Origin of the sequence: Streptomyces sp. NPDC001544 (assembly GCF_042894285.1) — a bacterium.
Lineage (GTDB): Bacteria > Actinomycetota > Actinomycetes > Streptomycetales > Streptomycetaceae > Streptomyces.
The window spans coordinates 422,834-448,011 of record NZ_JBIAVN010000002.1; the positions used below are offsets into that span (position 1 = coordinate 422,834).

General features: G+C 69.4%; 15 protein-coding genes and 1 pseudogene. 11 read left to right on the top strand and 5 right to left on the bottom strand.

The annotated features are described in order from the left end of the window. Nucleotides 1-66: 66 nt before the first annotated feature. From ACFY0F_RS07325 to ACFY0F_RS07375, 11 genes and pseudogenes are all read left to right on the top strand, one after another. Nucleotides 67-1,548: pseudogene (locus ACFY0F_RS07325) on the top strand (endo-1,4-beta-xylanase); the annotation flags it as partial. A 411-nt stretch (nucleotides 1,549-1,959) separates the two neighbouring features. Further along, the gene (locus ACFY0F_RS07330; protein ID WP_388790258.1) at nucleotides 1,960-3,393 is read left to right on the top strand and encodes an arabinofuranosidase catalytic domain-containing protein; all 1,434 of its coding nucleotides are present in this window, start codon (nucleotides 1,960-1,962) and stop codon (nucleotides 3,391-3,393) included. A gap of 113 nt (nucleotides 3,394-3,506) precedes the next feature. Continuing rightward, a complete protein-coding gene (locus tag ACFY0F_RS07335; RefSeq protein ID WP_388790261.1) occupies nucleotides 3,507-5,156 on the top strand; it encodes a glycoside hydrolase family 27 protein in 1,650 nt (549 codons plus the stop codon). 61 nt (nucleotides 5,157-5,217) lie between these two features. Then, complete coding sequence (locus ACFY0F_RS07340) at nucleotides 5,218-6,756, top strand: arabinofuranosidase catalytic domain-containing protein (RefSeq protein ID WP_388790264.1); 1,539 nt, start codon at nucleotides 5,218-5,220, stop codon at nucleotides 6,754-6,756. Between the two features lie 67 nt (nucleotides 6,757-6,823). Next, on the top strand, nucleotides 6,824-8,662 hold the full coding sequence (locus ACFY0F_RS07345; protein ID WP_388790267.1) for an RICIN domain-containing protein: 1,839 nt from the start codon (nucleotides 6,824-6,826) through the stop codon (nucleotides 8,660-8,662). A gap of 27 nt (nucleotides 8,663-8,689) precedes the next feature. Continuing rightward, on the top strand, nucleotides 8,690-11,098 hold the full coding sequence (locus ACFY0F_RS07350; protein ID WP_388790270.1) for a ricin-type beta-trefoil lectin domain protein: 2,409 nt from the start codon (nucleotides 8,690-8,692) through the stop codon (nucleotides 11,096-11,098). Between the two features lie 62 nt (nucleotides 11,099-11,160). Further along, nucleotides 11,161-13,143 (top strand): alpha-L-fucosidase, encoded by a 1,983-nt coding sequence (locus tag ACFY0F_RS07355; RefSeq protein ID WP_388790273.1) that lies wholly within the window; start codon nucleotides 11,161-11,163, stop codon nucleotides 13,141-13,143. A 55-nt stretch (nucleotides 13,144-13,198) separates the two neighbouring features. Next, a complete protein-coding gene (locus tag ACFY0F_RS07360) occupies nucleotides 13,199-14,548 on the top strand; it encodes a ricin-type beta-trefoil lectin domain protein (RefSeq protein WP_388790276.1) in 1,350 nt (449 codons plus the stop codon). 89 nt (nucleotides 14,549-14,637) lie between these two features. Further along, nucleotides 14,638-18,282 (top strand): glycoside hydrolase family 3 C-terminal domain-containing protein, encoded by a 3,645-nt coding sequence (locus ACFY0F_RS07365; protein ID WP_388790279.1) that lies wholly within the window; start codon nucleotides 14,638-14,640, stop codon nucleotides 18,280-18,282. Between the two features lie 96 nt (nucleotides 18,283-18,378). Continuing rightward, nucleotides 18,379-19,308, top strand: coding sequence for an alpha/beta hydrolase family esterase (locus ACFY0F_RS07370; RefSeq protein ID WP_388790281.1), 930 nt, complete (start codon nucleotides 18,379-18,381; stop codon nucleotides 19,306-19,308). A gap of 105 nt (nucleotides 19,309-19,413) precedes the next feature. After that, complete coding sequence (locus tag ACFY0F_RS07375; RefSeq protein WP_388790283.1) at nucleotides 19,414-20,565, top strand: acyl-CoA dehydrogenase family protein; 1,152 nt, start codon at nucleotides 19,414-19,416, stop codon at nucleotides 20,563-20,565. Here the strand turns inward: ACFY0F_RS07375 and ACFY0F_RS07380 are convergent. From ACFY0F_RS07380 to ACFY0F_RS07400, 5 genes are all read right to left on the bottom strand, one after another. Then, complete coding sequence (locus tag ACFY0F_RS07380; RefSeq protein WP_388790286.1) at nucleotides 20,559-21,071, bottom strand: PaaI family thioesterase; 513 nt, start codon at nucleotides 21,069-21,071, stop codon at nucleotides 20,559-20,561. The two genes, ACFY0F_RS07375 and ACFY0F_RS07380, sit on opposite strands and share 7 nt — an antisense overlap. A gap of 16 nt (nucleotides 21,072-21,087) precedes the next feature. Then, entirely contained in the window at nucleotides 21,088-22,062 is a 975-nt protein-coding gene (locus ACFY0F_RS07385; RefSeq protein ID WP_388790288.1) for an LLM class flavin-dependent oxidoreductase, read from the bottom strand. 157 nt (nucleotides 22,063-22,219) lie between these two features. After that, on the bottom strand, nucleotides 22,220-23,299 hold the full coding sequence (locus ACFY0F_RS07390) for an amidohydrolase family protein (RefSeq protein ID WP_388790291.1): 1,080 nt from the start codon (nucleotides 23,297-23,299) through the stop codon (nucleotides 22,220-22,222). A gap of 99 nt (nucleotides 23,300-23,398) precedes the next feature. Beyond that, nucleotides 23,399-24,355: an electron transfer flavoprotein subunit alpha/FixB family protein gene (locus ACFY0F_RS07395; protein WP_388790294.1), complete on the bottom strand. Its 957-nt coding sequence runs from the start codon at nucleotides 24,353-24,355 to the stop codon at nucleotides 23,399-23,401. Nucleotides 24,356-24,381: 26 nt separating this feature from the next. Then, the gene (locus tag ACFY0F_RS07400; protein WP_388790295.1) at nucleotides 24,382-25,164 is read right to left on the bottom strand and encodes an electron transfer flavoprotein subunit beta/FixA family protein; all 783 of its coding nucleotides are present in this window, start codon (nucleotides 25,162-25,164) and stop codon (nucleotides 24,382-24,384) included. Nucleotides 25,165-25,178: the final 14 nt, after the last annotated feature.

Here is a 25,178-nt window from a genome sequence, read left to right on the forward strand (position 1 = left end):
ACCCGGCTTCGCCTCAGCACTTCTCGTGACCGGTCCTCACCCCCCACCCGAGGAGAATGATCGCCCATGTCCTGGCTCAACAAGGGGCCCGGTGTCCGCAAGGCCCTGACCTCGGCCACCGCACTGACCGCCGGCACGGTGCTGGCCCTCACCGGCGCGGCGACGCCCGCGGCCCATGCGGCCGCCGGCACGCTGGGCGCGGCCGCGGCCGGCAGCGGCCGCTACTTCGGTACGGCCGTGGCCGCCGGAAGGCTCGGTGACTCGACGTACTCCACGATTCTCGACCGGGAATTCAACATGATCACCCCGGAGAACGAGATGAAGTGGGACACCGTCGAACCGTCCCGCGGCAACTTCAACTTCGGTCCGGCCGACCAGATCGTCGGCCACGCCACCGCGCACGGTCAGCGGATGCGCGGGCACACCCTGGTGTGGCACTCGCAGCTGCCCGGCTGGGTCGGCGGCATCAGGGACGCCAACACCCTGCGCAGCGTGATGGACAACCACATCACCAGCGAGATGACCCACTTCAAGGGCAAGATCTACGCCTGGGACGTGGTCAACGAGGCCTTCGCCGACAACGGCAGCGGTCAGCAGCGCAGTTCGGTGTTCCACGACGTGCTGGGCAACGGATTCATCGAGGAGGCGTTCCGCACCGCGCGGGCCGCCGACCCTTCGGCCAAGCTCTGCTACAACGACTACAACATCGAGAACTGGAGCGACGCCAAGACCCAGGGTGTCTACAACATGGTGCGCGACTTCAAGGCGCGCGGTGTGCCCATCGACTGCGTGGGCTTCCAGAGCCACTTCGGCGCCGGCGGCCCGCCGTCGAGCTTCCAGACCACCCTGACCAACTTCGCCGCACTCGGCGTCGACGTCCAGATCACCGAACTCGACATCGCCCAGGCACCGCCGACGGCCTACGCGAACACCGTCAAGGCCTGTATGAACGTCGCCCGCTGCACCGGCATCACCGCCTGGGGCATCCGGGACAGCGACTCCTGGCGCAGCGGGGACAATCCGCTGCTGTTCGACCGCAACGGCAACAAGAAGCCGGCCTACGACGCGGCCCTGTCCGCGCTGGGCGGCAGCAGTGGGGGGAACCCGGGGGACCCGGGAGGCATCGTCTCGGGCCAGGTGTACACGCTGAGCGACGTCGCCGCCGGCCGGGTGCTGGACGTGCCGAGCGGGCAGACGGGGAACGGTACGCAGCTGCAGGTCTGGGACGCAGGCGGTGGTGCCGCGAACCAGCAGTGGCGGGCGAGTCAGAACGGTGACGGTTCCTACACGCTGACGAACATCGCCAGTGGGCGGGTTCTGGACGAGCCGGGCGGCCAGACGGGCAACGGCACGCGGGTGGTGATCTGGGACGCCAACGGCGGCGCCAACCAGCACTGGCGGGCGAGCCGGAACGGCGACGGTTCGTACACCTTGACCAACGTCGTTTCCGGCCGGGCGCTGGAGGTCCCCTCCGGGCAGAGTGCCAACGGGGCCCCTGTTCAGATCTGGGACTCGAACGGCGGCGCCAACCAGCACTGGAACCTCAGGTGAGGTGATCGGCGCCGAGCGCGCGCTCCCGCCACCGCGCGCGCTCCTGCCACCGCATCGCTTCGGTGGACCATGACGAACACCCGCGCCCGGCACGGCGGCCGTCGCCGGACGCGGGTTTCGCCATGCCCTCACACCGCCCCGACCAGGCAAAACATGGGATGGATAGCGGTTCGATCGATGGAGACGGGCCTATTGACAGCGTGAGTGGCATGTGGAATCACTACGACATGGGATGTCTGAGCGTTCCCTGTGGATGCGTTCGACCGTCCCGCCCCCCTCGGACAGGCACGGCACCCTCTGTCCCCTTCCCCCACATCTCCAAGGAACAGAATGCAGCCTTCATCCGTCCCGCCCCCGAGCCCCGCGGCTCTCGGACGACGCTTACCGGCGGCCGCCGCCGTATGCGTGATGGCACTGCTGGCCATGTTGCTGGCCACCGCGCCGACATGGTCGGCGCCGGCCTCCGCGGCGCCCCTGGTGAGTTCCGCGTCCGGGCGGTGCCTGGACGTCAGGGGCAACGTCGACACCCCGGGAACGGCGCTGGACATCTGGGACTGCAACGCCCAGGTCAACCAGGCGTTCGAGCTCACGTCGGCGGGTGAGCTGAGGACGATGAACGGCACCCGGTGCGTGGACGCCTACGACGACCGGGCGGCCCCGGGCACGCCGGCGGTCATCCGGTCGTGCGACGGGCGGTCGAACCAGACGTGGCGACAGAACCCCGACGGGTCCGTCACCGGCGTCGGCTCCGGCCTGTGCCTGGACGTCAACGGGGCGGGAACGGCCAACGGCACCGCGGTCATCCTGTGGACCTGCAACGGTCAGAGCAACCAGAAGTGGAGCACCCCGGCAGCTCCGCCTCCGCCCCCTCCCGGCGGATCGAGGCCGTGCGACCTCTACGCGGCGGGCGGCACCCCGTGCGTGGCCGCGCACAGCACGGTGCGGGCCCTCTACAGTTCGTACCAAGGCGCCCTCTACCAGGTCAGGCGCTCCTCGGACAACGCGACCAGGGACATAGGCGTACTGACACCCGGCGGCTTCGCCGACGCGGCGGCCCAGGACTCGTTCTGCGCGGGCACCTCGTGCGTGATCACGGTGGTCCGCGACCAGTCCGGACACGGCAACGACCTGTGGTACCAGGGCTCGGCCCAGGTCCCGGGATCGAGTCAGAGCAGCCCCGCGAAGGCGACCTCCGAGTCGCTGACCGCCGGGGGCGGCAAGGCGTACTCGCTGTACATCAACCCCGGGAACAGCTACTGGCGGGACGGACACCTGACGGGCGTGCCGACCGGTACCGCACCCGAAGGGGCGTACATGGTGACCAGCGGCACCCACGTCAACGGCGGCTGCTGCTTCGACTACGGCAACAGTGAGACGACCCGGAAGGCCGACGCGGCCGGGGCGATGGACGCCATCAACTTCGGTACCGAGTGCTGGTTCGGCGGCTGCGCCGGCAGCGGGCCCTGGGTGCAGGCCGATCTCGAGTGGGGCCTGTACTCCGGCGGCAGCCAGTCCTGGAACCGCAACCAGCGCGCGTTCCCCAACAAGTTCGTCACCGCGATGCTGAAGAACAACGGGACGTCGAGGTTCGCCCTCAAGGGCGGCAACGCGCAGTCCGGTGGCCTGACCACCCTGTGGGACGGCGGGCTCCCCGGCGGATACAGCCCCATGAAGAAACAGGGAGCCATCGTCCTCGGGAGCGGCGGCGACTGCTGCAAGCCCGGCGGCGGCGCCAACCTGAGCGCCGGCACCTTCTACGAAGGAGCGATCGTCGCCGGCTACCCCTCCGACACGACCGACAACGCGGTCCAGGCCGACATCACCGCGGCCGGCTACCGCTGAGCTCCGTTCACAGGTGAGGCGGTGGCCCCCGGCAGGCCCGAGGGACCGCCGCGAAACCCGCCTCGCCGCCCTGCACGCGCCCTCCCACCACCCGGCCCAGGAGTCGATGAATCATGCCCGTGATCACTGACAGAGCCCGGCGACTGCGGCCGCTCTCCCGACTGCTCTCTCTGCGCAGGGCCCTGGCGTTCGCGTTCTCGGTCGTGCTGCTCGCCGTGGCCGCCCCTCTCCTCGCCCTCGACACGGCGCAGCCGGCCGCCGCCCTGGGCAACGGCCTCGCGCTCACCCCGCAGATGGGCTTCAACGACTGGAACGCCTACGGCTGCAACGTCTCCGAATCACTCATCAAATCCACCGCGCAGGCGATGCACACCAACGGCATGCAGGCGGCGGGCTACTCCTACGTCAACATCGACGACTGCTGGATGACCCACAGCCGCGATTCCGGCGGCCGCCTGGTGCCGGACCCGGCCAAGTTCCCCGACGGCATCAAGGGCACCGCGGACTACGTGCACTCGCTGGGGCTGAAACTCGGAATCTACGAGGACGCGGGCACCGCGACCTGTGCCGGGTATCCGGGCAGCCTGGGACACGAGACCACGGACGCGCAGTCGTTCGCGGCGTGGGGCGTGGACTATCTGAAGTACGACAACTGCAACAACACCGGGGCGCCGGCACGGACCCGGTACACCGCCATGCGTGACGCCCTGGCGGCCACCGGCCGGCCGATCCTGTTCAGCCTGTGCAACTGGGGCCAGGAGAACGTGTGGACCTGGGGCGCGGACGTGGGCAACAGCTGGCGCACCACCGGGGACATCAGCGCCAGCTACTCCAGCATGCTGTCGATCTTCCACAGCAACGTGGGACTGGCCTCCTACGCCGGCCCCGGCCACTGGAACGACCCGGACATGCTGGAGGTCGGCAACGGCTCCCTGACGGCCACCGAGAGCCGCAGCGAGTTCAGCCTGTGGGCGGAGATGGCCGCGCCGCTGATCGCGGGCACCAACATCCCCTCGGCGAGTGCGCAGACACTGTCCACGCTGACCAACTCCCGGGTGATCGCGGTCGACCAGGACCCCCTGGGCAAGCAGGGCACCATGGTCTCCTCGTCGGGCGGCCTGGACGTGCTGGCCAAGCCGCTGGCCAACGGCGACGTGTCGGTGGCGCTGTTCAACGAGACGGGCTCGACGGCGACCATCACCACCAGCGCGGCCGCGATCGGGAAGACCGGCGCGTCCGCCTACACCCTGACCGACCTCTGGTCGGGGGCGTCCTCGACCACCACCGGCACGATCAGCGCCTCGGTGCCGGCCCACGGCACGGTGATGTACCGGGTCGCGGGTGGCACCAGCGGCGGCGGTACCAGCGTGACCGGCACGCTGCACGCGGTGGGTTCCGGCAAGTGCCTCGACGTGCCGAACTCGACCACGACCGCCGGGACCCAGGTGGAGATCTGGAGCTGCCACGGCGGGGCCAACCAGACCTGGACGCACTCCACCTCCAACCAGCTCACCGTCTACTCCGGCAGCGATCAGAGGTGTCTGGACGCCTACAACAACCAGACCAGCCCCGGGACGAAGGTGGAGATCTGGTCCTGCAACGGCCAGACCAACCAGCAGTGGACGCTGAACTCGAACGGCACGATCACCGGTGTCCAGTCCGGCCTGTGCCTGGACGTCGCCGGAGGGGCCACGGCCGACGGCGCCCTCGCCCAGCTGTCGACCTGCAACGGCAGCAGCAGCCAGCGGTGGACGCTGGGATGAATCCCCTTCCGCGCAGCTTCGGTGCCGCCGTGGGGGCGGCACCGCCACAGAGGAGGTCTCCATGATCGGACCAGCCGCAGATCGCCGGCGAAGGCGATGGAAAGCCGTGCTCCTCATTGCCCTGGCGATGGCCGTGGCCGCGTTCGGCGCGCCTGCGTTCGCGACGTCCTCGCAGCCCGGTACCAGCGTCACCGCCACTGTCCACCCGGCGGCCCACCGCGCGGCGGACACGTCGCTCCCGTGTGACATCTACGCCGCGGGCGGTACGCCGTGTGTGACGGCGCACGCCACCACCCGGGCGCTCTTCGCGTCGTACAACGGGCCGCTGTACCAGATCCAGCGGTCCTCCGACCACAGCTACCGCGACATCGGCGTCCTCAGCGCGGGCGGGTACGCCGACGCGGCTTCCCAGGTCTCGTTCTGCGCGGGCACCTCGTGCACGATCACGAAGATCTACGACCAGACCAGTATGCACAACGACCTGCCGATCTCCTGGGGCGGCTTCTGGAAGGGACCTGGTCCGAACGGGTCCGACGTCGGCGCGGACGCCATGGCCCTGCCGGTGACCGCGGCCGGCCACCAGGTCTTCGGCGTCAAGGTCAAGCAAGGTGTCGGCTACCGGATCGACCACGCGAAGGGTGTGGCCACCGGTTCCCAGCCCGAAGGCATCTACATGGTGACGTCGTCGAACTACACGAACCAGTGGTGCTGCTTCGACTACGGCAGCGGTGAGAACTCCCACACCGACACCGGCAACGCCACCATGAACGCCATCTACTGGGGCAACGCCTGCTGGTTCAACGGGTGCACCGGCAACGGACCCTGGGTCGAGGCCGACCTGGAGAACGGCATGTACCACACCAACACCGGCTCCAACAAAGACCCCAACAACACCGGGGTGCACTTCCCGTTCGTCAGCGCGTGGCTGAAGAACAACGGCACCAGCAACTTCACCCTCAAGTACGGCAACGGCAGCAGCGGCGGACTGACCACCACCTTCTCCGGCCCCTTGCCGAACGGCTACTCACCGATGAAGCTCGACAGTTCGGTCCTGCTCGGCACCGGGGGCGACAACAGTGTCTCGGGCACCGGCGAGTTCTTCGAAGGCGCCATGACGGCGGGTTACCCCTCCGACGCCACCGAGAACGCCGTGCAGGCGGCCATCACCGCCGCCGGCTACGGAGCGGGCGGCGGCGGTGGCAACACGACCGGTGCGCTGCGTGCGGTGGGTGCGGGCCGGTGCCTGGAGGTGCCGGGCGCCTCCACGACACCGGGTACGCAGACGCAGATCCGGGACTGCGCCGGCGCGGCGAACCAGACCTGGTCCAAGACCGCCGCGCAGGAGCTCACCGTGTACTCCGGCAGCAGCCGGCTGTGCCTGGACGCCTCCGGTCGGGGCACCAGCCCCGGCACCAAGGTCATCACCTGGACCTGCAACGGCCAGGCAAACCAGCAGTGGAACGTCAACACGGACGGCACCATCACCAACGCCCAGTCCGGCCTGTGCCTGGACGTCACCGGCGCAGCCACCGCCAACGGCACCCCCGTCGAACTGTGGACCTGCAACGGGCAGTCCAACCAGCAATGGTCACTGAGCTGACCCCCTGACGGAACCGTCCCTCACACGCGCCGCAGCGCGGCGGCGCCGAACCGGGAGGAGGATCGGAATGAGGACGAGAGCGAGAGCAGGCCGTCTGCTCCTGACCGTCGGCTTCATCCTGGCGCTCGTGCTGCCGCTGCTGTCGACGACCGCGAGCCAGGCCGCCGCGGGTGAGTCACTGAGCGTGCACCTGGCGTCGACACGAGGACCGTCGACCGGCGTGGGCGAGGGGTTCCTCTACGGCTTCGACGAAGACGGCAGCCGGCCGGCGGACCAGTTCATCCAGCCGCTGGGGATCAACGCCTTCCGCGGCGGCGGATGGTTCTCCGGCGGCTGGATCAGGGACGGCTACCAGTACGGCTCGGCGACCCGGGCCGACCTCGACTCGATCGTCGCGCAGGCGAAACGGCTCACCCGGCCGCCCTACCACGCGCAGTACCAGGTGCTGGTGAGCGACATCTACGGCGCGAACGGCGGCCAGCCGTCGAACACCAGGTACCCGTGCGACAACGGCGACTGCTCCAACTGGGTCGGTTTCATCGACGCGACGGTGGGAGCGCTGCAGGCGTCGGGACTCACGTTCGCCTACGACATCTGGAACGAGCCCGACATCTCCGCCTTCTGGACCCGGGGCGTGAACAGCACCCAGTACTTCCGGATGTGGGACACCGCCTACCGGGAGATCCGGCGCATCGCCCCGCAGGCGCAGATCGTAGGACCGTCACTCGCGTTCAACCCCCAGCACAGCCCGGGCGAATGGCAGACCTGGCTCGCGCACGTGAAAGCGGCCGGGACGGTGCCGGACATGATCACCAACCACAACGAGGGCGACGTCGACGACCCGGTCACCGTCGCGCGGACGCTGAACAGCGATCTGACCGCGGCGGGCATCGGGCCGCTGCCGCTGTCCTCGAACGAGTACCAGCCGGCCGACCGGCAGACCGCCGGGGTCACAGCGTGGTACCTGGCGCGGTTCGCGCAGTCCGGGTACACCAACGCGATGCGCGGCAACTGGGTGTGCTGCGTGACCCCGAACCTGACCGGAGTCCTCACCCAGAGCGGGGGCAGTTGGCAGCCGACCGGCAACTGGTGGGCGCTTCGGGACTACGCCGACATGACCGGCACCCTGGTGGACACCTCCGGCCAGGTCGGTTCCACGGCGATCTCGGCCTCCGAGGACTCCGCTGCCAAGCGGGCGGTGGCGGTCATCGGCGATTCCAACGGGTACACCGGCGCCGCGTCCGTGACCTTCGACGGGCTGGCGTCCGTACCCTGGTTGGCGAGCGCCGACGGCGTGCACGTCACCGTGCACCGCATCCCGGACCAGGCGCCGCTCGGCGCCCCGCAGACGGTGTACGACCAGAACGTGAGCGCCTCGGGCGGTTCGATCACCGTGCCGATCACGTTCCAGGGCGCGCACGACGCCTTCTCCGTCTATCTGACACCCGCATCGTCCGGTGGCGGTGGCGGCGGCTTCCCGGACGGCGACCACCAACTCGTGGTCGCCTCCAGCAACCTGTGCCTGGACGTCTACGGCAACTCGAGCAGCACCGGTGCCGCGATCGACCAGTGGACCTGCAACGGGCAGGCCAACCAGAAGTTCCGGTTCGTGCCCGCCTCCGGTGGTTACGGCGAACTGCGGGCCCAGAACTCAGGCCTGGACGTGGCGGTGGCCGGCGGCTCCACGACGGCGGGCACCCCGGACATCGTCCAGCAGGCGCCGGGAACCGCATCCAACGGCCTCTGGCTGCCGCTGCCGCAGTCCGACGGCTCCTACGCCTTCCAGAACAAGAACAGCGGCCTGTGCCTGGACGTCTACGGCGCCGGCAGCAACAACGGCCAGCAACTCGACCAGTGGCAGTGCAAGAACACGCCCGGCAGCAACCAGGACTTCATCCTCCGCTGATCGACCTGCGAAAGGAAAAAACCCACCGTGTCAGCATTCAAACGGCTGTTACGGCGCCTGCGCGCCTCGACGGTCGTGCTCGCGGGCCTCCTCCTGACCGCCGGCGGCCTCGTGGCCACGGCCGCCACGCCGGCCCAGGCCGCCACCTCCATCACCGTCAACGGCGCGTCCGGTGGCCGCACCTTCGACGGCGTCGGCGCGATCAGCGGCGGGGGCGGCAACAGCAGGCTCCTGATCGACTATCCCGAGCCCCAGCGCGGCCAGATCCTCGACTATCTGTTCAAACCCGGTTACGGCGCCTCCTTGCAGATCCTCAAGGCGGAGGTCGGCGGTGACACCAACTCCACCTCGGGTGCCGAACCCAGTCACCAGCACACCCGGTCCGACCTGAACTGCGACCGGGGCTACGAGTGGTGGCTGATGGCGCAGGCCAAGGCGCGCAACCCGGACATCAAGCTGTACGGGCTCGCCTGGGGTGCGCCCGGCTGGATCGGCGGCGGGAACTTCTGGTCCACCGACATGGTCAACTACCTGCTCTCCTGGCTGGGCTGCGCCAAGCAGCACGGGCTGAGCATCGACTACCTCGGCGGGTGGAACGAGCGAGGCTACAACATCTCCTGGTACGAGCAGTTGCGCAGCGCGCTCAACAGCAACGGCTACGGCAACGTCAAGATCGTCGCGGCCGACTCGGACTGGAACGTGGCGAACGACGTCAACTCCAACCCGGCGTTCGCCGCCGCGGTGAGCGTCATCGGCACGCACTATCCCTGCGGCTACCGGTCGTCCCAGTCCAACTGCTCGGTGCCGTCGGCCGCCACCTCGTCCGGCAAGACGCTGTGGGCGAGCGAGAACGGCTCGGACGACTACAACGGGGGAGCGCAGGCCATGGCCCGCGGCATCAACCGCGGCTACATCGACGGCCGGATGACCGCGTACCTCAACTGGCCGGTGGTCGCCGCCGTGACACCCAACATCCCCTATCCCACCATGGGGCTCGCCCTGGCCTCCCAGCCCTGGTCCGGCCACTACTCGATCGGCAAGAACGCCTGGGTGATGGCACAGACCAGCCAGTTCACCGCCCCGGGGTGGCACTACCTCGACGCCTCCAGCGGTTACATCGCAGGCAACCGGAACAACGGCAGCTACGTCTCACTGAAGTCCACGAACAACTCCGACTGGTCCACGGTCATCGAGACCATGGACGCCGGCAGTGCCCAGACACTGGACTTCAACGTCACCGGTGGGCTGTCCACCAAGACCGTCCACGTCTGGTCGACCGACGTCCGCTCCGGCAACGCGGCCGACTACTTCGTGCACACCACGGACATCACCCCGTCCGGCAGCGGCTTCAGCCTCACCGTCCAGCCCGGCCGCGTGTACACCCTGACCACCACGACCGGCCAGGGCAAGGGCACCGCCGCCGGTCCCGCCCAGGGCAATCTGGCGCTCCCGTACAGCGACTCCTTCGACAGCTACACCACCGGCACCGAGGCCAAGTACCTCATGGACTGGCAGGGCGCCTTCGAGGCGGTGGGCTGCGGCGGCGGCCGCAGCGGCAAGTGCGTGCGCCAGATGAGCCCGCAGAAGGCGATCACCTGGGACGCGCTGACCGATCCGCACGCCCTGCTCGGTGACACCAGCTGGGGCAACTACACCGTCTCCTCGGACGTCATGCTCGAACAGCCCGGATACGTCGAGCTGATCGGCCGTGCGGGCGGGCACGACTACGACCGCACCGGAGGGCTGAACGCCTACCACCTGCGGGTGAGCGACACCGGGTCCTGGTCGATCCTGAACTCGAACACCAACGGCACCGTGTCCACCCTGGCCCGCGGCACGACCGCCGCGCTGGGCACCAACCGGTGGCACACCCTGGGCCTCACCTTCTCCGGCACCACCATCACCGCCGTCGTCGACGGTGCCACGGTCGGTTCCGCGACCGACCGCACCTGGGCCGCCGGACAGATCGGCTACGCGACCAGCCAGGGCGAGACGGCGCAGTTCGACAACCTCTCCATCACTCCCGGCAGCGGCGGCGACGACGGCGGCACGACCGGTGCGATCGTCGGGGCCGGTTCCGGCAGGTGCGTGGACGTGCCCAACCAGTCGCAGACGGCCGGCACCCAGGTGGAGCTGTGGGACTGCAACGGCGGCAGCAACCAGCAGTGGACCAGCACCTCGGCCGGTGAGCTGCGGGTCTACGGCAGCGACTGCCTGGACGCCGCGGGCCAGGGCACCAGCCCCGGCACCAAGGTGGACATCTGGGGCTGCACCGGCGGCGCCAACCAGAAGTGGACCCTCCACGCCGACGGCACGATCACCGGTGACCAGTCCGGCCTGTGCCTGGACGCCACCGGCGCGGCAACGGCCAACGGCACCCTGCTGCAGCTGTGGACCTGCAACGGCAGCAGCAACCAGAAATGGACGCGCGAGTGAGCCGCTGACCGGCTGACGACCGCTCACTCCCGCACCCCCTCGATCCCCAGAGAGGCCCCCACATGTCTTCCTCCTCCCTGCCGGTCAGCCGGCGCCGGCTGCTGGCGGCGGCCGGCGCGGCCACGGCCTTCGGCCTGCTGCGGTTCGCCCCCGAGGCCGCCGCGACCGACGGCCCCGGGAGCTACACCGCGAGCTGGTCCTCCGTGGACCAGCACCCCCCGGCCCCGGCGTGGTTCCAGGACGCCAAGTTCGGCATCTACTACCACTGGGGCGTCTTCAGCGTTCCCGCGTTCGGGAACGAGTGGTACCCGCGCAACATGTACATCGGCGGCTCGGCCGAGAACCGGCACCACATCGACACCTACGGCGACCCCTCGGTCTGGCCGTACAACAACTTCATCGACGGTGCCCGCGACAAGGCCGGCAACCGGGTGCAGTTCGCCCCCAAACTCGCCTCCCAGGGCGGCAACTTCGACCCGGACGCCTGGGCGCGGCTGTTCAAGTCGGCGGGGGCGAGGTTCGCCGGTCCGGTCGCCGAACACCACGACGGCTTCTCCATGTGGAACAGCCGCGCCAACCCGTGGAACTCGGTCCAGCGCGGCCCCAAGCTCGATCTCGTGGGGCTGCACGCGCAGGCCATCCGCGGGCAGGGACTGAAGTTCATCACCGCGCTGCACCACGCCTACCACTTCAACGGCTACTACGACCACGTACCGAACCAGTCGGACCCGACGCTGCGCATCCTCTACGGCCAACAGGGCTCGGCCGCGGAGAACAAGCTCTGGTACGACAAGCTGATCGAGATCGTCGACGGCTACCAGCCGGACCTGGTCTACCAGGACTTCGACCTGGGCCTGGTGCAGGAGTCCTACCGGCTCCAGTTCCTCGCGCACTACTACAACCAGGCCGTCTCCTGGAACAAGGACGTGGTCGCGACCTACAAGGACGGCTTCGACAACAAGGGCGAGGTCTACGACTTCGAGCGCGGCGGCCCGGCAGGACTGCTCACCCCCTACTGGCTGACCGACGACAGCATCTCCTCCTCCAGTTGGTGCTACACGGTGGGCATCGGCTACTACTCCACGCAGGCACTGCTCCACTCGCTGATCGACCGGGTCAGCAAGGGCGGCAACATGCTGCTGAACATCGCCCCCATGGCCGACGGCACCATCCCCTCCGGCCAGCAGTCGATCCTGCTCGCCATGGGCGACTGGCTCGGCCGCTTCGGAGAGGCGATCTACGGCACCCGCTCCTGGGCCAGTTACGGCGAGGGCCCCACCAAGATGGGCGGGGGTTCGTTCAGCGGACCCGTGGCCGGCAAACCGCAGGACGTCCGGTTCACCCGCAGCGCGGACAACAAGGTCCTCTACGCCACCGCGCTGGGCTGGCAGGGCGGGACCATGACCATCACGACGCTGAACTCGAACCAGATCAACCTCAGCAGCCTGACCGGCGTCAAACTGCTGAACAACACCGCCGGCACCTACATCGACCTCCCCGTGCCGGCCCAGGACGCCTCCGGCCTGCACCTCACCATGCCCTCGTCCAACCCGCCGTTCAGTGCCCTGGCGTACACGGTCAAGCTCACCTTCTCCGGTGAGATCCCCGCCCTGGGCGCGCCGGGCGGCTCCACGACCTGGGTGAAGATCGCCAACGTGACCAGCGGACTGGTGCTCGACAGCGGTGGAAACGTGGCCTCCGGCTCCAACCTCAAGCAGTGGAACTACGACGGCAGCACCAACCTGCAGTGGCAGCTGATCGACCTCGGCAACGGTTACCACCGCATCTCCAACCGCACCAACGGCATGGCGGCCGACAGCTGGGGCAATGCGGCCAACGGCGCTCCGGTCCGCCAGGAGGTGTGGAACGGCGGCAACAACCAGCAGTGGTCACTCAACAGCCTGGGTGGCAACCGCTACCAGATCGTCAACCGGGGCACGGGCACCGCCCTCGACGGCAGCGGCAGCACCACCGTCGGCTCGACCGCCGTGCTGTGGGCGCCGAACTCCAGCACCAACAACCAATGGACGATCACCGGCGTGTGAACCGCCCCGGCGACAGAAGCTCCCCGCACGTCCCCCCACCAGGAAGAAGGAGTGCATGAAACCCAAACCACTCTTGTTGTCGATCGCGGCTGCGTTACTTCTCGTCCTGTCGGCCGCGGGCACCTCGTTCAGCAGTAGCCTGGGCGCGCCCGCGGCGGCGAAGACAACCGGTGCCGTCCGTGCGACCGCCGGCTGCGGCAAGGCACCGGCGCTGACAAGTGGTACACACACCATCCAGAGCGGCGGCCAGGCGCGCAGCTACATACTGCGGGTCCCCGCCGGTTACGACAACAACCACCCCTACCGGCTGATCTTCGGTTTCCACTGGCGGGGCGGCACGGCGGGCGACGTCGACTCGGGCGGAACCGACGGGTACAACTGGTCCTACTACGGTCTCAGGCGCCTGGCCGACGCGAACAACAGCACGATCTTCGTCGCGCCCCAGGGCAACGGCAACGGCTGGGCCAACCCCGGCGGCCAGGACGTGGCCTTCGTCGACGCCATGGTCAGCCAGATCGAAGCAGGTCTGTGCGTCGACACCACCCAGTTGTTCTCCGCGGGCTTCAGCTACGGCGCCGCGATGTCGTACGCCCTGGCCTGCTCCCGGGCGACGGTCTTCCGCGCGGTCGCCGTCTACTCCGGTGCGAACCTCAGCGGGTGCGACGGCGGCAACCAGCCCATCGCCTACATGGGTCTGCACGGCCTCAGGGACAACGTGCTGCCCATCGCGTCGGGACGACAGCTGCGGGACACCTTCGTCCGGACGAACGGCTGCACCCCGCAGAACCCGCCCGAGCCGGCCTACGGAAGCCTGACGCACATCATCACCACCTACTCCGGATGCCGGTCCGGATATCCCGTCGTCTGGGCCGCGTTCGACGGAGCGGGCCACGACCCCGGGCCCATAGACGGTTCCACCGGTGACGGCTGGCGCACCTGGACGTCGGCAGCGGTGTGGCAGTTCTTCACCCAGTTCGGCTCGGGCACGAACCCGCCCCCGCCGCCGCCCCCGCCCTCCGGCAACCAGGAGATCGTCGGCCAGCAGTCGGGGCGCTGCCTCGACATCAACAACTCCACGACCGCCAACGGCACCCAGGCACAGCTGTGGGACTGCAACGGCGGCGCCAACCAGCGGTGGACCTACTCCTCCGGAAAGCAACTGGTGGTCTACGGCAACAAGTGCCTGGGCGTCGGCCAGTCCGCGGGCAGCGGCACCCCGGCGGCGATCTGGGACTGCAGCGGTCAGGCGGACCAGCAGTGGAACGTCAATCCCGACGGCACGATCACAGCGGTGCAGTCGGGGCTCTGCCTGGACGCCAACGGCCAGGGGACCGCGAACGGGACGAAGATCCAGCTGTGGAGCTGCACGGGCGGTGCGAACCAGCACTGGAGCCTGCAGAACTGACACACCGGGGCCGGGCCCGCAGGCACCGTACGGACCCGGCCCCGCGCACGAACCGGACCACCGGCCAATGTTGCGCAAGGAGGCGCGAGATGCGCAGAACCAACACACCGTCCCTACGCGCGGCTGTGGCAGCCGCGTGCTGCTTGGGCATGCTCGGCGCGGTCGGTGGCACGGCCCATGCCGGCCCCCGGTCCACGGTCCGGGCGTCCCCGCCCATCTATCTAGACACCTCCTATTCCTTCGCGGAGCGGGCCGCGGACCTGGTCTCGCGGATGTCCCTGGACGAGAAGGTCCAGCAGTTGCACACCAACAGCGCGCCGGCCATTCCGCGGCTGGGCGTGCAGCAGTACACGTACTGGAGCGAGGGTCAGCACGGCATCAACACCCTGTTCGCCAACATCAACCCGGGTTCGGTGACCGGTGGCGTGCACGCCACCAGCTTCCCCACCAACTTCGCCGCGTCCATGTCCTGGGACAAGGACCTGATGTACAAGGAGACGACGGCGATCTCGGACGAAGCCCGGGGCCTGCTGGACAAGTCGCTGTGGGGAACCGGGCAGAACAACCTCGGGCCCTCGAAGGACGACTACGGGATGCTCACCTACTGGGCGCCGACGGTCAATCTCGACCGTGACCCGCGGTGGGGCCGCACCGACGAGGCGTTCGGCGAGGACCCGTACTTCACCGGGCAGATGGCGGGCGCTTTCGTGAACGGCTACCAGGGCCAGAATCCCGACGGCAGCCCGCAGGGCAAGTACCTGAAGGTCGCCTCGACCGCGAAGCACTACGCGCTCAACAACGTCGAGCAGGACCGCACCGGCATCAGTTCGAACGTCTCGGACGACGACCTGTACGACTACTACACCGCGCAGTTCAAGAGCCTGATCGAGAAGTCGCGTGTCGCGGGCCTGATGACCTCGTACAACGCGATCAACGGCACCCCGTCCGCGGCCAACACGTACACCACCAACCGGATCGCGCAGCGCACGTACGGCTTCGACGGGTACATCACCTCCGACTGCGGCGCGGTCGGCACCACGTACCAGTCCTTCCCCACCGGTCACGACTGGGCTCCGCCCGGCTGGACCACCGACCACAAGGGTGCCAACTCGACCTGGACCAGCAGTGCCACGGGCCAGAAGGTGTCCGGGGCGGCCGGCGGCCAGGCCTACGCGCTGCGTGCGGGCACCAACGTCAACTGCACGGGTGCGGAGGCCACCTCAGCCAACCTCGAGCAGGCGATCAAGGCCGGCGTCCTCAGCGGGGGCGTCATCGACAACGCGCTGGTGCACCTGTTCACCGTCCGGATGCGGACCGGTGAGTTCGACCCGGTGAACCAGCAGCCGTACACGAAGATCACCAAGGACGTCATCGAGTCCCCGGCCCACCAGGACCTGGCCCGGACCGTCGCCGACAACGCACTCGTCCTGCTGCAGAACAACAAGGTCGCGGGTACCGGCAGGCCACTGCTGCCGGCCGACCCGGCCGCCCTGAACAAGGTCGTCATCGTCGGCGACCAGGCCGGGAAGGTCACGCTGGGCGGCTACTCGGGCGATCCCACCAAGAAGGTGGACGCCGTCCAGGGGATCACCGCCCAGGTCAAGGCGGCCAACCCCGGCGCGCAGGTCGTCCACGACGCCGCCGGCACCTCCAGCACCGCGACCGGCGCGGCGACACTGAGCGCCCGGACCCAGGCCGATATCAAGAGCGCCGACCTGGTGGTCGTCGCGGTCGGCACCGACGATGCCACGGCGGGCGAGGGCAAGGACCGCGCCGGGCTGGCCCTGCCCGGCAACTACGGCAGCCTCATCGACCAGGTCACCGCCCTGGGCAACCACCGGACGGTCCTGGACATCCAGTCCGACGGGCCGGTCGCCATCGAGCCCTACCGTGCCAAGGTGACCTCGATCGTCTTCGCCGGCTACAACGGCGAAAGCCAGGGTGACGCCCTCGCCGACGTCCTGTTCGGCAGGCAGAACCCCGGCGGGCACCTGAACTTCACCTGGTACAAGGACGACTCCCAGCTGCCCGCCATCTCCGACTACGACCTCGCACCCAGCGGGACCGGTGGTCTGGGCCGCACCTACCAGTACTTCACGGGCACGCCGACCTACCCCTTCGGCTACGGCCTGAGCTACACCACCTTCGCCTACTCCCACGTCCGCGCGGACCGCTCCTCGGTGAACGCCGATGGGACGGTGAACGTCCGCTTCGACGTCACCAACACCGGCACCGTTGCCGGAACCACCGTCGCCCAGCTCTACGCGGCCACCGGCTTCACGGTCAAGGACCGTGAACTGCCGAAGAAGCGGCTCGTCGGCTTCAAGAAGACCCGGGTCCTGCAGCCCGGCGCCACACAGCACATCACCCTGCGCGTCCGGGTCCCCGACCTCGCCTTCCACGACGGCAGGAAGGCCAAGCAGGTCGTCCACGACGGCACGTACCGGTTCGAGGCCGGACCGGACTCCGCCACCACCGCCGGATCCGCCAGGGTCACCGTGCACGGCAGCCTCACCCCGCACGTGAAGTACGTGACCGTACAGCCTGAGGCCGTGGTGTACGACGCGGGCCACACCCTCGACCTCACCGCTCGCAACCGGTGGATCAAGGACGACACCGATCCCACGGCCCAGCCCGGCCGCAACCTGAAGGTCACCGCCGACCACATCGTGGAGGCGGTCAACGACGACGGCTCCTTCCTGGACCTGTCCAGGACCAAGGTCCGTTACTCCAGCAGCGACCCTTCCGTCGCCACCGTCAGCAGCAAGGGGCTGGTCACCGCGGTGGGCAACGGCGTGGCCACCATCAGCGCGACCGTGCACGGCGTCACCGGTTCCGCGGTGATCCGCGTCCACCACTCCCTGGCCCTCTCCGCCGACCCGATCGTCAAGCGGGGTTCACCCGTCACGGCGACCACCACCTACACCAACACCGGCCCGACCGCCCTGCCGAACGCATCGGTCACCCTCGACGTACCCGACGGCTGGAGGGCCGCCCCGACCTCACCGGCCACCTTCCGCAGCATCCCGGCCGGCGCCTCGGTCAAGACCACCTGGACGATCACGCCCCCGGCCGGCGTCAAGCCCGGCACCTTCGCCCTCGCCGCCTCGGCCGGCTACCGGGGCGCCCGGGCCAGCGACGACGCGGCCTGCCAACTGTTCGTCCCCTACTCGTCCCTCGACGACATCACCAAGAACACCGGCATCAGCGATGACGCCACTCCGGGCGCCGGCAATCTGGACGGCGGCCGTCAGAGCCTGTCCCAGCAAGCCCTCGCCGCCAAGGGGATAACCTCCGGCGGCACCGTCAGCCACGACGGACTGACGTTCACCTGGCCCACCACCGGCACCGGCAAGCCCGACAACATCGTGGCCGGGGGCCAGACCGTCCCCTTCACCGGAAGCGGCGCCAAGCTCGGCTTCCTCGGCACCGCCGACTACGGCGACGCGTCCGGCACCGGCCTGATCACCTACACCGACGGCACCAGCCAGAGCTACACCCTGTCCTTCTCCGACTGGTGGAGCAACAGTGCCGCCGGCGGCGGCGACATCCTCGCCACCACCGACTACTTCAACAGCGGCAGCGGCAAGGTCCAGCAGAAGGTCAGCGTGTACGGCGCCACCGTGCCGCTCCAGGCAGGCAAGACCGTGGCCTACCTGACCCTGCCGAACGTCGGCTCCGACGCGACGCAAGGCCAGGTGGCCATGCACATCTTCGCCACAGCCATCGGCTGACCACCCACCGCCGGCGGGCGCAGGTTCCTGCGCCCGCCGGGCACCCTCCCGAGCCGCTTCACGGCCCATACCGATCACCGGAAACGAGGTCCACTTGTGAGACGCACTCTGCACGCGGTCCTGGCGATGGTGTTACTGCCACTGGCCGCAGCCTTCACGCTCCTGACGTCCCAGCCCGCGGCCGCGGCGAGCCTGACCCGTGTCACCGGCTTCGGGAACAACCCCACCAACCTCAACATGTACCTTTACGTGCCCTTCCACCTGGCGTCCAGGCCCGCCGTGCTGGTCCTGGTCCATTACTGCGGGGGCTCGGCCGGCGGGATCTTCGGCGGCAACGGACATGACTACGTCACCGCCGCGGACCGGTACGGCTACATCATCGTCCTGCCCGAGGCCACCCGCAGCGGGCACTGCTTCGACGTCTCGTCACCGGCGGCGCTCAGGCGCAACGGCGGCAGCGACTCCACCGGCATCATGTCGATGGTCGGTTACACACGGCAGCACTACAACGTCGACCCGGCCCGCATCGTCGTCAGCGGATTCTCGTCGGGAGCCATGATGACGAACGTGCTGGCCGCCGAGTACCCCGATGTCTTCAGTGCCGCCTCCGCGTTCTCCGGGGTACCGGCGGGCTGCTTCGCCACCAGGGACGGTTCCCAGTGGAACAGCCAGTGCTCCGGCGGCAACGTCATCAAATCGGCTCAGCAGTGGGGTGACCTGGCGCGTTCCATGGATCCGGGCTACACCGGAGGCTACCCGCGCATGCAGCTGTGGCACGGCACCACCGACACGACCCTCGCCTATCCGAACTTCGGTGAGGAGATCAAGCAGTGGACCAACCTGCACGGCATCGGCCAGACACCCGCCGCCACCGACCGGCCGCAGTCGGCCTGGACCCGCACCCGCTATGGCGGCACCGGCCCGCAGGCCCCCGTCGAGGGCATCAGCATCGCGGGTACGGGCCACACCCTGCCGCAGCCCGGCATGCTCGCCCGTGCCATCACCTTTCTCGGTCTCGACAGCTGAAGTCCGCACGCCCGTCCGACGGGTGACCGTCACTGTCGCCACTCCTCACTATCAGCTAACATAGAATAATTAGATAGATGAATGCCCTAGTGGTGAGGAGTGGCCGTGGACTTCGGGCTGACCGACGAGCAGGACCTGTTGCGTGCGACGGCACGGCAGTTCGTCGCCGACGTGTGCCCGGCCGAGAAGGCCAAGCAGTGGGACGAGGAGGGCGTCGTACCGCCCGAGCTGTTCCGGGGCATGTCGGATCTGGGGTGGTTCTCCCTGCCGTTCGACGAGGAGGAGGGCGGCGACGGCGGGGGACCGCTCGAACTCCTCCTGATCGCCGAGGAGCTGGGCAGGGCCAGCTTCGATGTCGCCATGTGCTACATCGGGGTGCTCATCCCCGCCCTCACGGTGTTCCGGTGGGGCAGCCGGGCACAGCGCGACTTCATCCGCGAGCAGGTCATGACCGGCCGCCATCGGCTCGCCGTCGGCCTCAGCGAGCCGGACAGCGGGTCCGACGCCGCGGCGCTGCGCACCACCGCCGAGGATCACGGCGACCACTTCACCGTCCGCGGCCAGAAGGCGTGGTGCACCGGTGGCGGACTGCCCGACACCACCATCGCGACCTATGTGCGCACCGGGCCCCGCGAACCCAAGCACGGCGGCATCAGTCTCCTGCTCGTCGATCCCGCGACGGACGGCGTCGAGGTCCGCCGCACTCCCACGCTGGCCCGGCACATCCTGGGCACCAACGAGGTCTTCTTCCACGACGCCCTGGTGCCGAAGGAGAATCTCGTCGGCCCGCGCGACGAGGGGTGGAAGGTCATGCTCTCCAACATCGAGCTGGAGAAGGTGATCATCAGCGGCGGATACCTGGGGGCGGCGCAGGCCACCCTGGACGAGATGCTGGAGTACGCCCGCACCCGGCACGCCTTCGGCCGTCCGATCGGGAACTTCCAGGCGCTCGCGCATGCCATGGCCGACCTGCAGACCGAGATCGACTCCGCCAGGCTGCTCGCCCACCGTGCGGCCTGGCTGCTCGCCCAGGGCAAACCGTGCACGCGGGAGGGCTCGATGGCGAAGCTGAAGGGCTCGGAGACATACGTCGCCGCCGCCCGGCTCGGGATGCAGGTCCTCGCGGGACACGGGTTCTCCACGGAGAGCGTGATGAGCTTCCGCTACCGGGAGTCGATCGTGGCCACCATCTCCGGCGGGACGAGCCAGATACAGCGCAACGGCATCGCCCGCAGCATGGGGTTGCGCTCCTACTGACCCTCGCCGTCCTGACCGGCCAGCCATTCCTGGTGACGGACGAAGTGGCCCCGGTCCCGGGTCACCCAGATCCCGGAGACCCGGGCCAGCACGGCGCGGGTCGGCAGGAGCGCCATCTCGCCCGCGATGTACCAGCGACTGCCCTCCCGCTTCTCCACCCAGGCCCGGACCTCGAGCGGGCGTTCCACCGGTACGGGCTTCACGAAGCTCACGCGCAGTTCCGCGGTCACGCTCAACACCCGGTGCAGCAAAGGGAGATGCCCGAGGCAGTCGTCAAGGACCGCTGCCGTCCAGCCGCCGTGCGCGACGTCCGGCCCACCCTCCTGGTCCCGCGGGCAGGACAGCTCGAACCGCGCCGACCCGTTCTCGTCGAGCTGCTCGCGCCGCACTCCCAGCCGACAGGAGCCGGCGGCTCGGCACGCCCCGCACAGCGCCACCCCGCCCGGGGTCCGGGGAGGTTCCTGGAAGTCCGCCCCGGCCCAGGGCCCCGTCGGTGTCGTGGACATCGTGTGCCTCCTCGTGTCAGACATCGGCAAGCAGTGGGCGCAGCTTTCCGGCGATCAGCTGGACCTGGCGGGCCACCATGTCCTCGGGCATCCCGGCCAGCGAGGCCCACAGGAACACCCCTTCCACCGGCAACCCCGCCACGTACGCCTTGACGGCCTCGGCCGTCTCCTGCGGTGTGCCGTACAGGAACTGACCGACCCCGCTCGCGCGCAGCCCGGTCTCCCGCCACTTCTCCGGATCGATGGGCCGGGGGACCGGCTGGTCGGTGCCCTCGACCATGTAGCGTCGGTAGCTGTCCCACTGGTACTGCAGATGCCGCCGCACCACCGGCCAGTCGCCCTCGGGGTCCTCGGTGACGAACGTGGTGAACGAACCCTGCATCCGGGCCGCCGACGCGTCGTACCCGCTCTCGACGAGCCCGTCACGGTACGGCGCCAGCAGCGCCGGGTTGAGCGAGAGCAAGCCGGTGCCGAGGCGGCCGGCCCGCCGGGCGCCCTGCGGGCCCTGGTAGCCGAGCCAGATCGGCAGCGGATCCTGGACCGGACCAGGGGTGACCAGGGATTGCGTCCACAGGCCGCGGATCTCCCGGACCCGTTGATCGGTCGTGGTGTAGCGCTTGGCGAGGTCGGCTCCGTACAGCCGGTACTCGGGGACCCGGTAGCCGGTGCCGAGACCGAGGTCCAGGCGGCCGTCGCTGATGATGTCCACGATCGCGGCCTGCTCGGCGATCTCGGGGGCCGCGTGCAACGGGGCGGGGACGACCGCGGTGCCCAGGCGTACCCGGCGGGTGCGGGCCGCTGCGGCGGCCGCCATGGTGAGCGGCTGGGGGAGGTAGCCGTCCTCGAAGCCGTGGTGCTCGGAGAACCAGACCGAGTCGATGCCCAGCCGGTCCGCCTCCTCGCACATCTCCAGGCAGAAGCCGTACAGGCGTGCCCAACTCTGCCGCCATGGCGGGGGATTGCGCAGGTCGAAGTAGATGCCCACCTTCATGCGGGGCCGCCTCTCGTGGTGTCGTGCGCCAACCGGATCGTCGCGGACGCGACGGCCACTTTCGCGAGATCCGGTATGACGCCCGTGGGCGAGACCGGCGACGCCCGCGCCGCCCGGAAGTGGGGCAGTGGTCACCGTCGGTTCGCTTCGCCGCCGCTCAGACGGCCGCCTCCTGGGGAGTCTGCTCGGGCAGGCCGAAGAGCTCGTTGAAGGTGCCGCGGGTCACGCGCTCGCGCACCTCGTCCGGCACGCCGTCGAACAGGTCGTGGAGGGTGGCCTGCGTGTGGCCGTAGGTGCCCTCCAGGTGGGGGTAGTCGTCGCCCCACATGACGTTGCGGTAGCCGGTCGACTCGACGATCTCCACCGAGCTCCTGTCGTGCTGGAAGGAGGCGTACACCTGCTGCCGGATGATCTCGCTGGGCAGCCGGCTCAGCTTCGGCCTGACGAACATGCCGTGCTGGCGGTACGCCTCGTCCATCCGGTCGCCGATGGCCGGCACCCAGCCCGCGCCGCCCTCGGCGATCAGGATCTTGAGGTCGGGGTGGCGGTCGAGGGCGCCGCCCGCGACCAGATGGGACACGACGCGCATGCCGGGGTAGGTCGTCTCCATGTAGTTGACGACCGCGCCGCCGGGCCCGCGGAAGACGACGTTCTGACCGCCCGTGCCGATGTGGAAGCCGAGCACCATGCCCGCCCGCTCGGCCGCGGTCCACAGCGGCTCCCAGCGGTCGAGGGCGTACTCCTCGCCCTGCCGGGTCGCGCACGGCAGGAAGACCGCCTTGAAGCCCAGCTCGGCCGCCCGCTCCAGCTCGGCGACCGCGTCGCCGATGTCGGCGGTCGAGACGCAGGCAGTGGTGATCACGCGCTTGTTCTTGCTGAGGATCTCCTCGTGAGCCCAGTCGTTCCAGGCCCGCACGGTCTCCCGGGCGAGCTCCGGGTCCGTGATCGACACGAGCCAGAAGCCCATGGAGGGGAAGGCCAGTTGGGACCACACGCCCTCCTGGTCGAGGTCCTTGAGACGGACGTTCAGGTCCCAGGCGCCCGGCGGGCGCATGGCGTCCATGAAGTCGCCGAGCTGGCGGTCGATGCGCTCGCCGTCGATGTAGAGCATCTCGTACTTCTCGCCGCGCTCGCTGCGCGGGGCACGGGCGCCGAGCCGCGCGGGGAGCCTCTCGGTCCACACGTCGGCGGGTTCCATCACGTGTGAATCCCCCGAGTTGACCCAGATCTTCGACATGACGCTCCTTCGGGTCAATGAATGTAAGACCAATGGATGCAATCAGTTAGCGATTTTAGTTGTATGAGCGGCCGAAGGGAAGGCCGCAGGGGCGGGCGGTCAGCTCCGGCGCCGCTGGATCTCCTCCACCAGCTGCGGCAGCACCTCGAAGAGGTCCCCGACGACGCCGTGGTCGGCGAGTTCGAAGATGGGGGCGTCGGCGTCCTTGTTGACGGCGACGATGGTCTTCGACGTCTGCATGCCCGCCCGGTGCTGGATCGCGCCGGAGATGCCGGCGGCCAGGTAGAGCTGCGGCGAGACCTGGGTACCGGTCTGGCCGACCTGGTGGCTGTGCGGGTACCAGCCCGCGTCCACGGCGGCCCGGGACGCCCCCACCGCCGCGCCGAGCGCGTCGGCGACCCGCTCGATCACGGTGAAGTCGCCGTTCACCCCCCGGCCGCCGGAGACCACGATGTCGGCCTCGGCCAGCTCCGGGCGGTCGCCGCGCTCGCGCGGTGTGCGGGACAGGACCCGGACCGCGGCGGAGGCCGGACCGAAGGTGATGTCCTGCTTCTCGAGGACCGTGGTGACGGGGGCCGGTTCGGGGGCGGTGGCGTTCGGCTTGACCGTGATGACCGGGACGCCCCGGGTGACGTGAGCCGTCACCTGGTACGTCGCCGCGAACGCCGACTGCTCGGTGACCGGGCCGTCCGGCCCGGGGGCGACGTCGACGGCGTCGGTGATCAGTCCCGAGCCGAGTCTGAGCGCGACCCGCGCCGCGGTCTCGCTGCCGTCCGGCCCGGAGGGCAGCAGGAGTGCCGCCGCGCCGGTGCGCTGGGCGATCTGGGTGAGGGCGTCGACGGCCGGGGTGACGAGGTACTCGCCGACCTCCGGGGTGTCCACGACGTAGACCTTGTGCGCCCCGTACCGGCCGAGCACGTCGGCCGCGGTGTCCGCGCCCGGCCCCAGGAAGACGGCCGAGGGCTCGCCCAGCCGGCGTGCCAGGGTGAGCAGTTCGAGGGTCGGCTTGCCTACGGCGCCGTCGGTGTGGTCGACGAGGACGAGGATCTCGGGCATGGTGGTGCGCTCCTGTCGCTGGGAGGTCAGATGAACTTCTTGGCGGTGAGGAACGCGGCCAGTCCGGCGCCGCCCGCACCTTCGTCGACGACGATCTCGCCCTTCGTGCGGGGCGGGCGTCTGGCCGTGGTGTCCACGGCCGACCGGGCGCCGCCACGTCCGACCTGCGCCGGGTCGATCCCGAGGTCGGCGAGGTCGAGGGTCTCGACCGGCTTCTTCTTCGCGGCCATGATCCCCCTGAAGGAGGGGTAGCGTGCGTCGCCGGAGCGGTCGGTCACCGACACCACGGCCGGCAGCGCGCCCTGGACGCGCACGGTCGCGCCATCGCCCTCACGGCGACCGCTCACCGTGCCGTCCTCGACCGTCAGCTCCTCGAGACGTGTGACGGCCGGGACGCCGAGCCGTTCGGCCAGCATCGCCGGCACGACGCCCATGGTGCCGTCCGTCGAGGCCATCCCGCACAGCACGAGATCGAAACCGTGCCGCTCGACGGCCCTGGCCAGGACGAGCGACGTGCCGAAGGCGTCGCTGCCCTCGATGTCCTCGTCGCTCACGTGGATCGCCGAGTCGCCACCCATGGCGAGCGCCTTGCGCAGCGCGTCCCTGGCGTCGTCGGGTCCGACCGTGAGGTAGCTGATCTCGACGTCCGTCCCGCCCGACTCGGCGATCCGCAGCGCCTGCTCGACCGCGTACTCGTCGAGTTCGGACAGCAGCGAGTCGACCGAGGCGCGGTCGGTGGTGCCCTCCTCGGTGAAGGTGCGGTCGGCCGCGGCGTCGGGCACGTGCTTCACACAGACAATGATCTTCACGACACCTCCTGTGG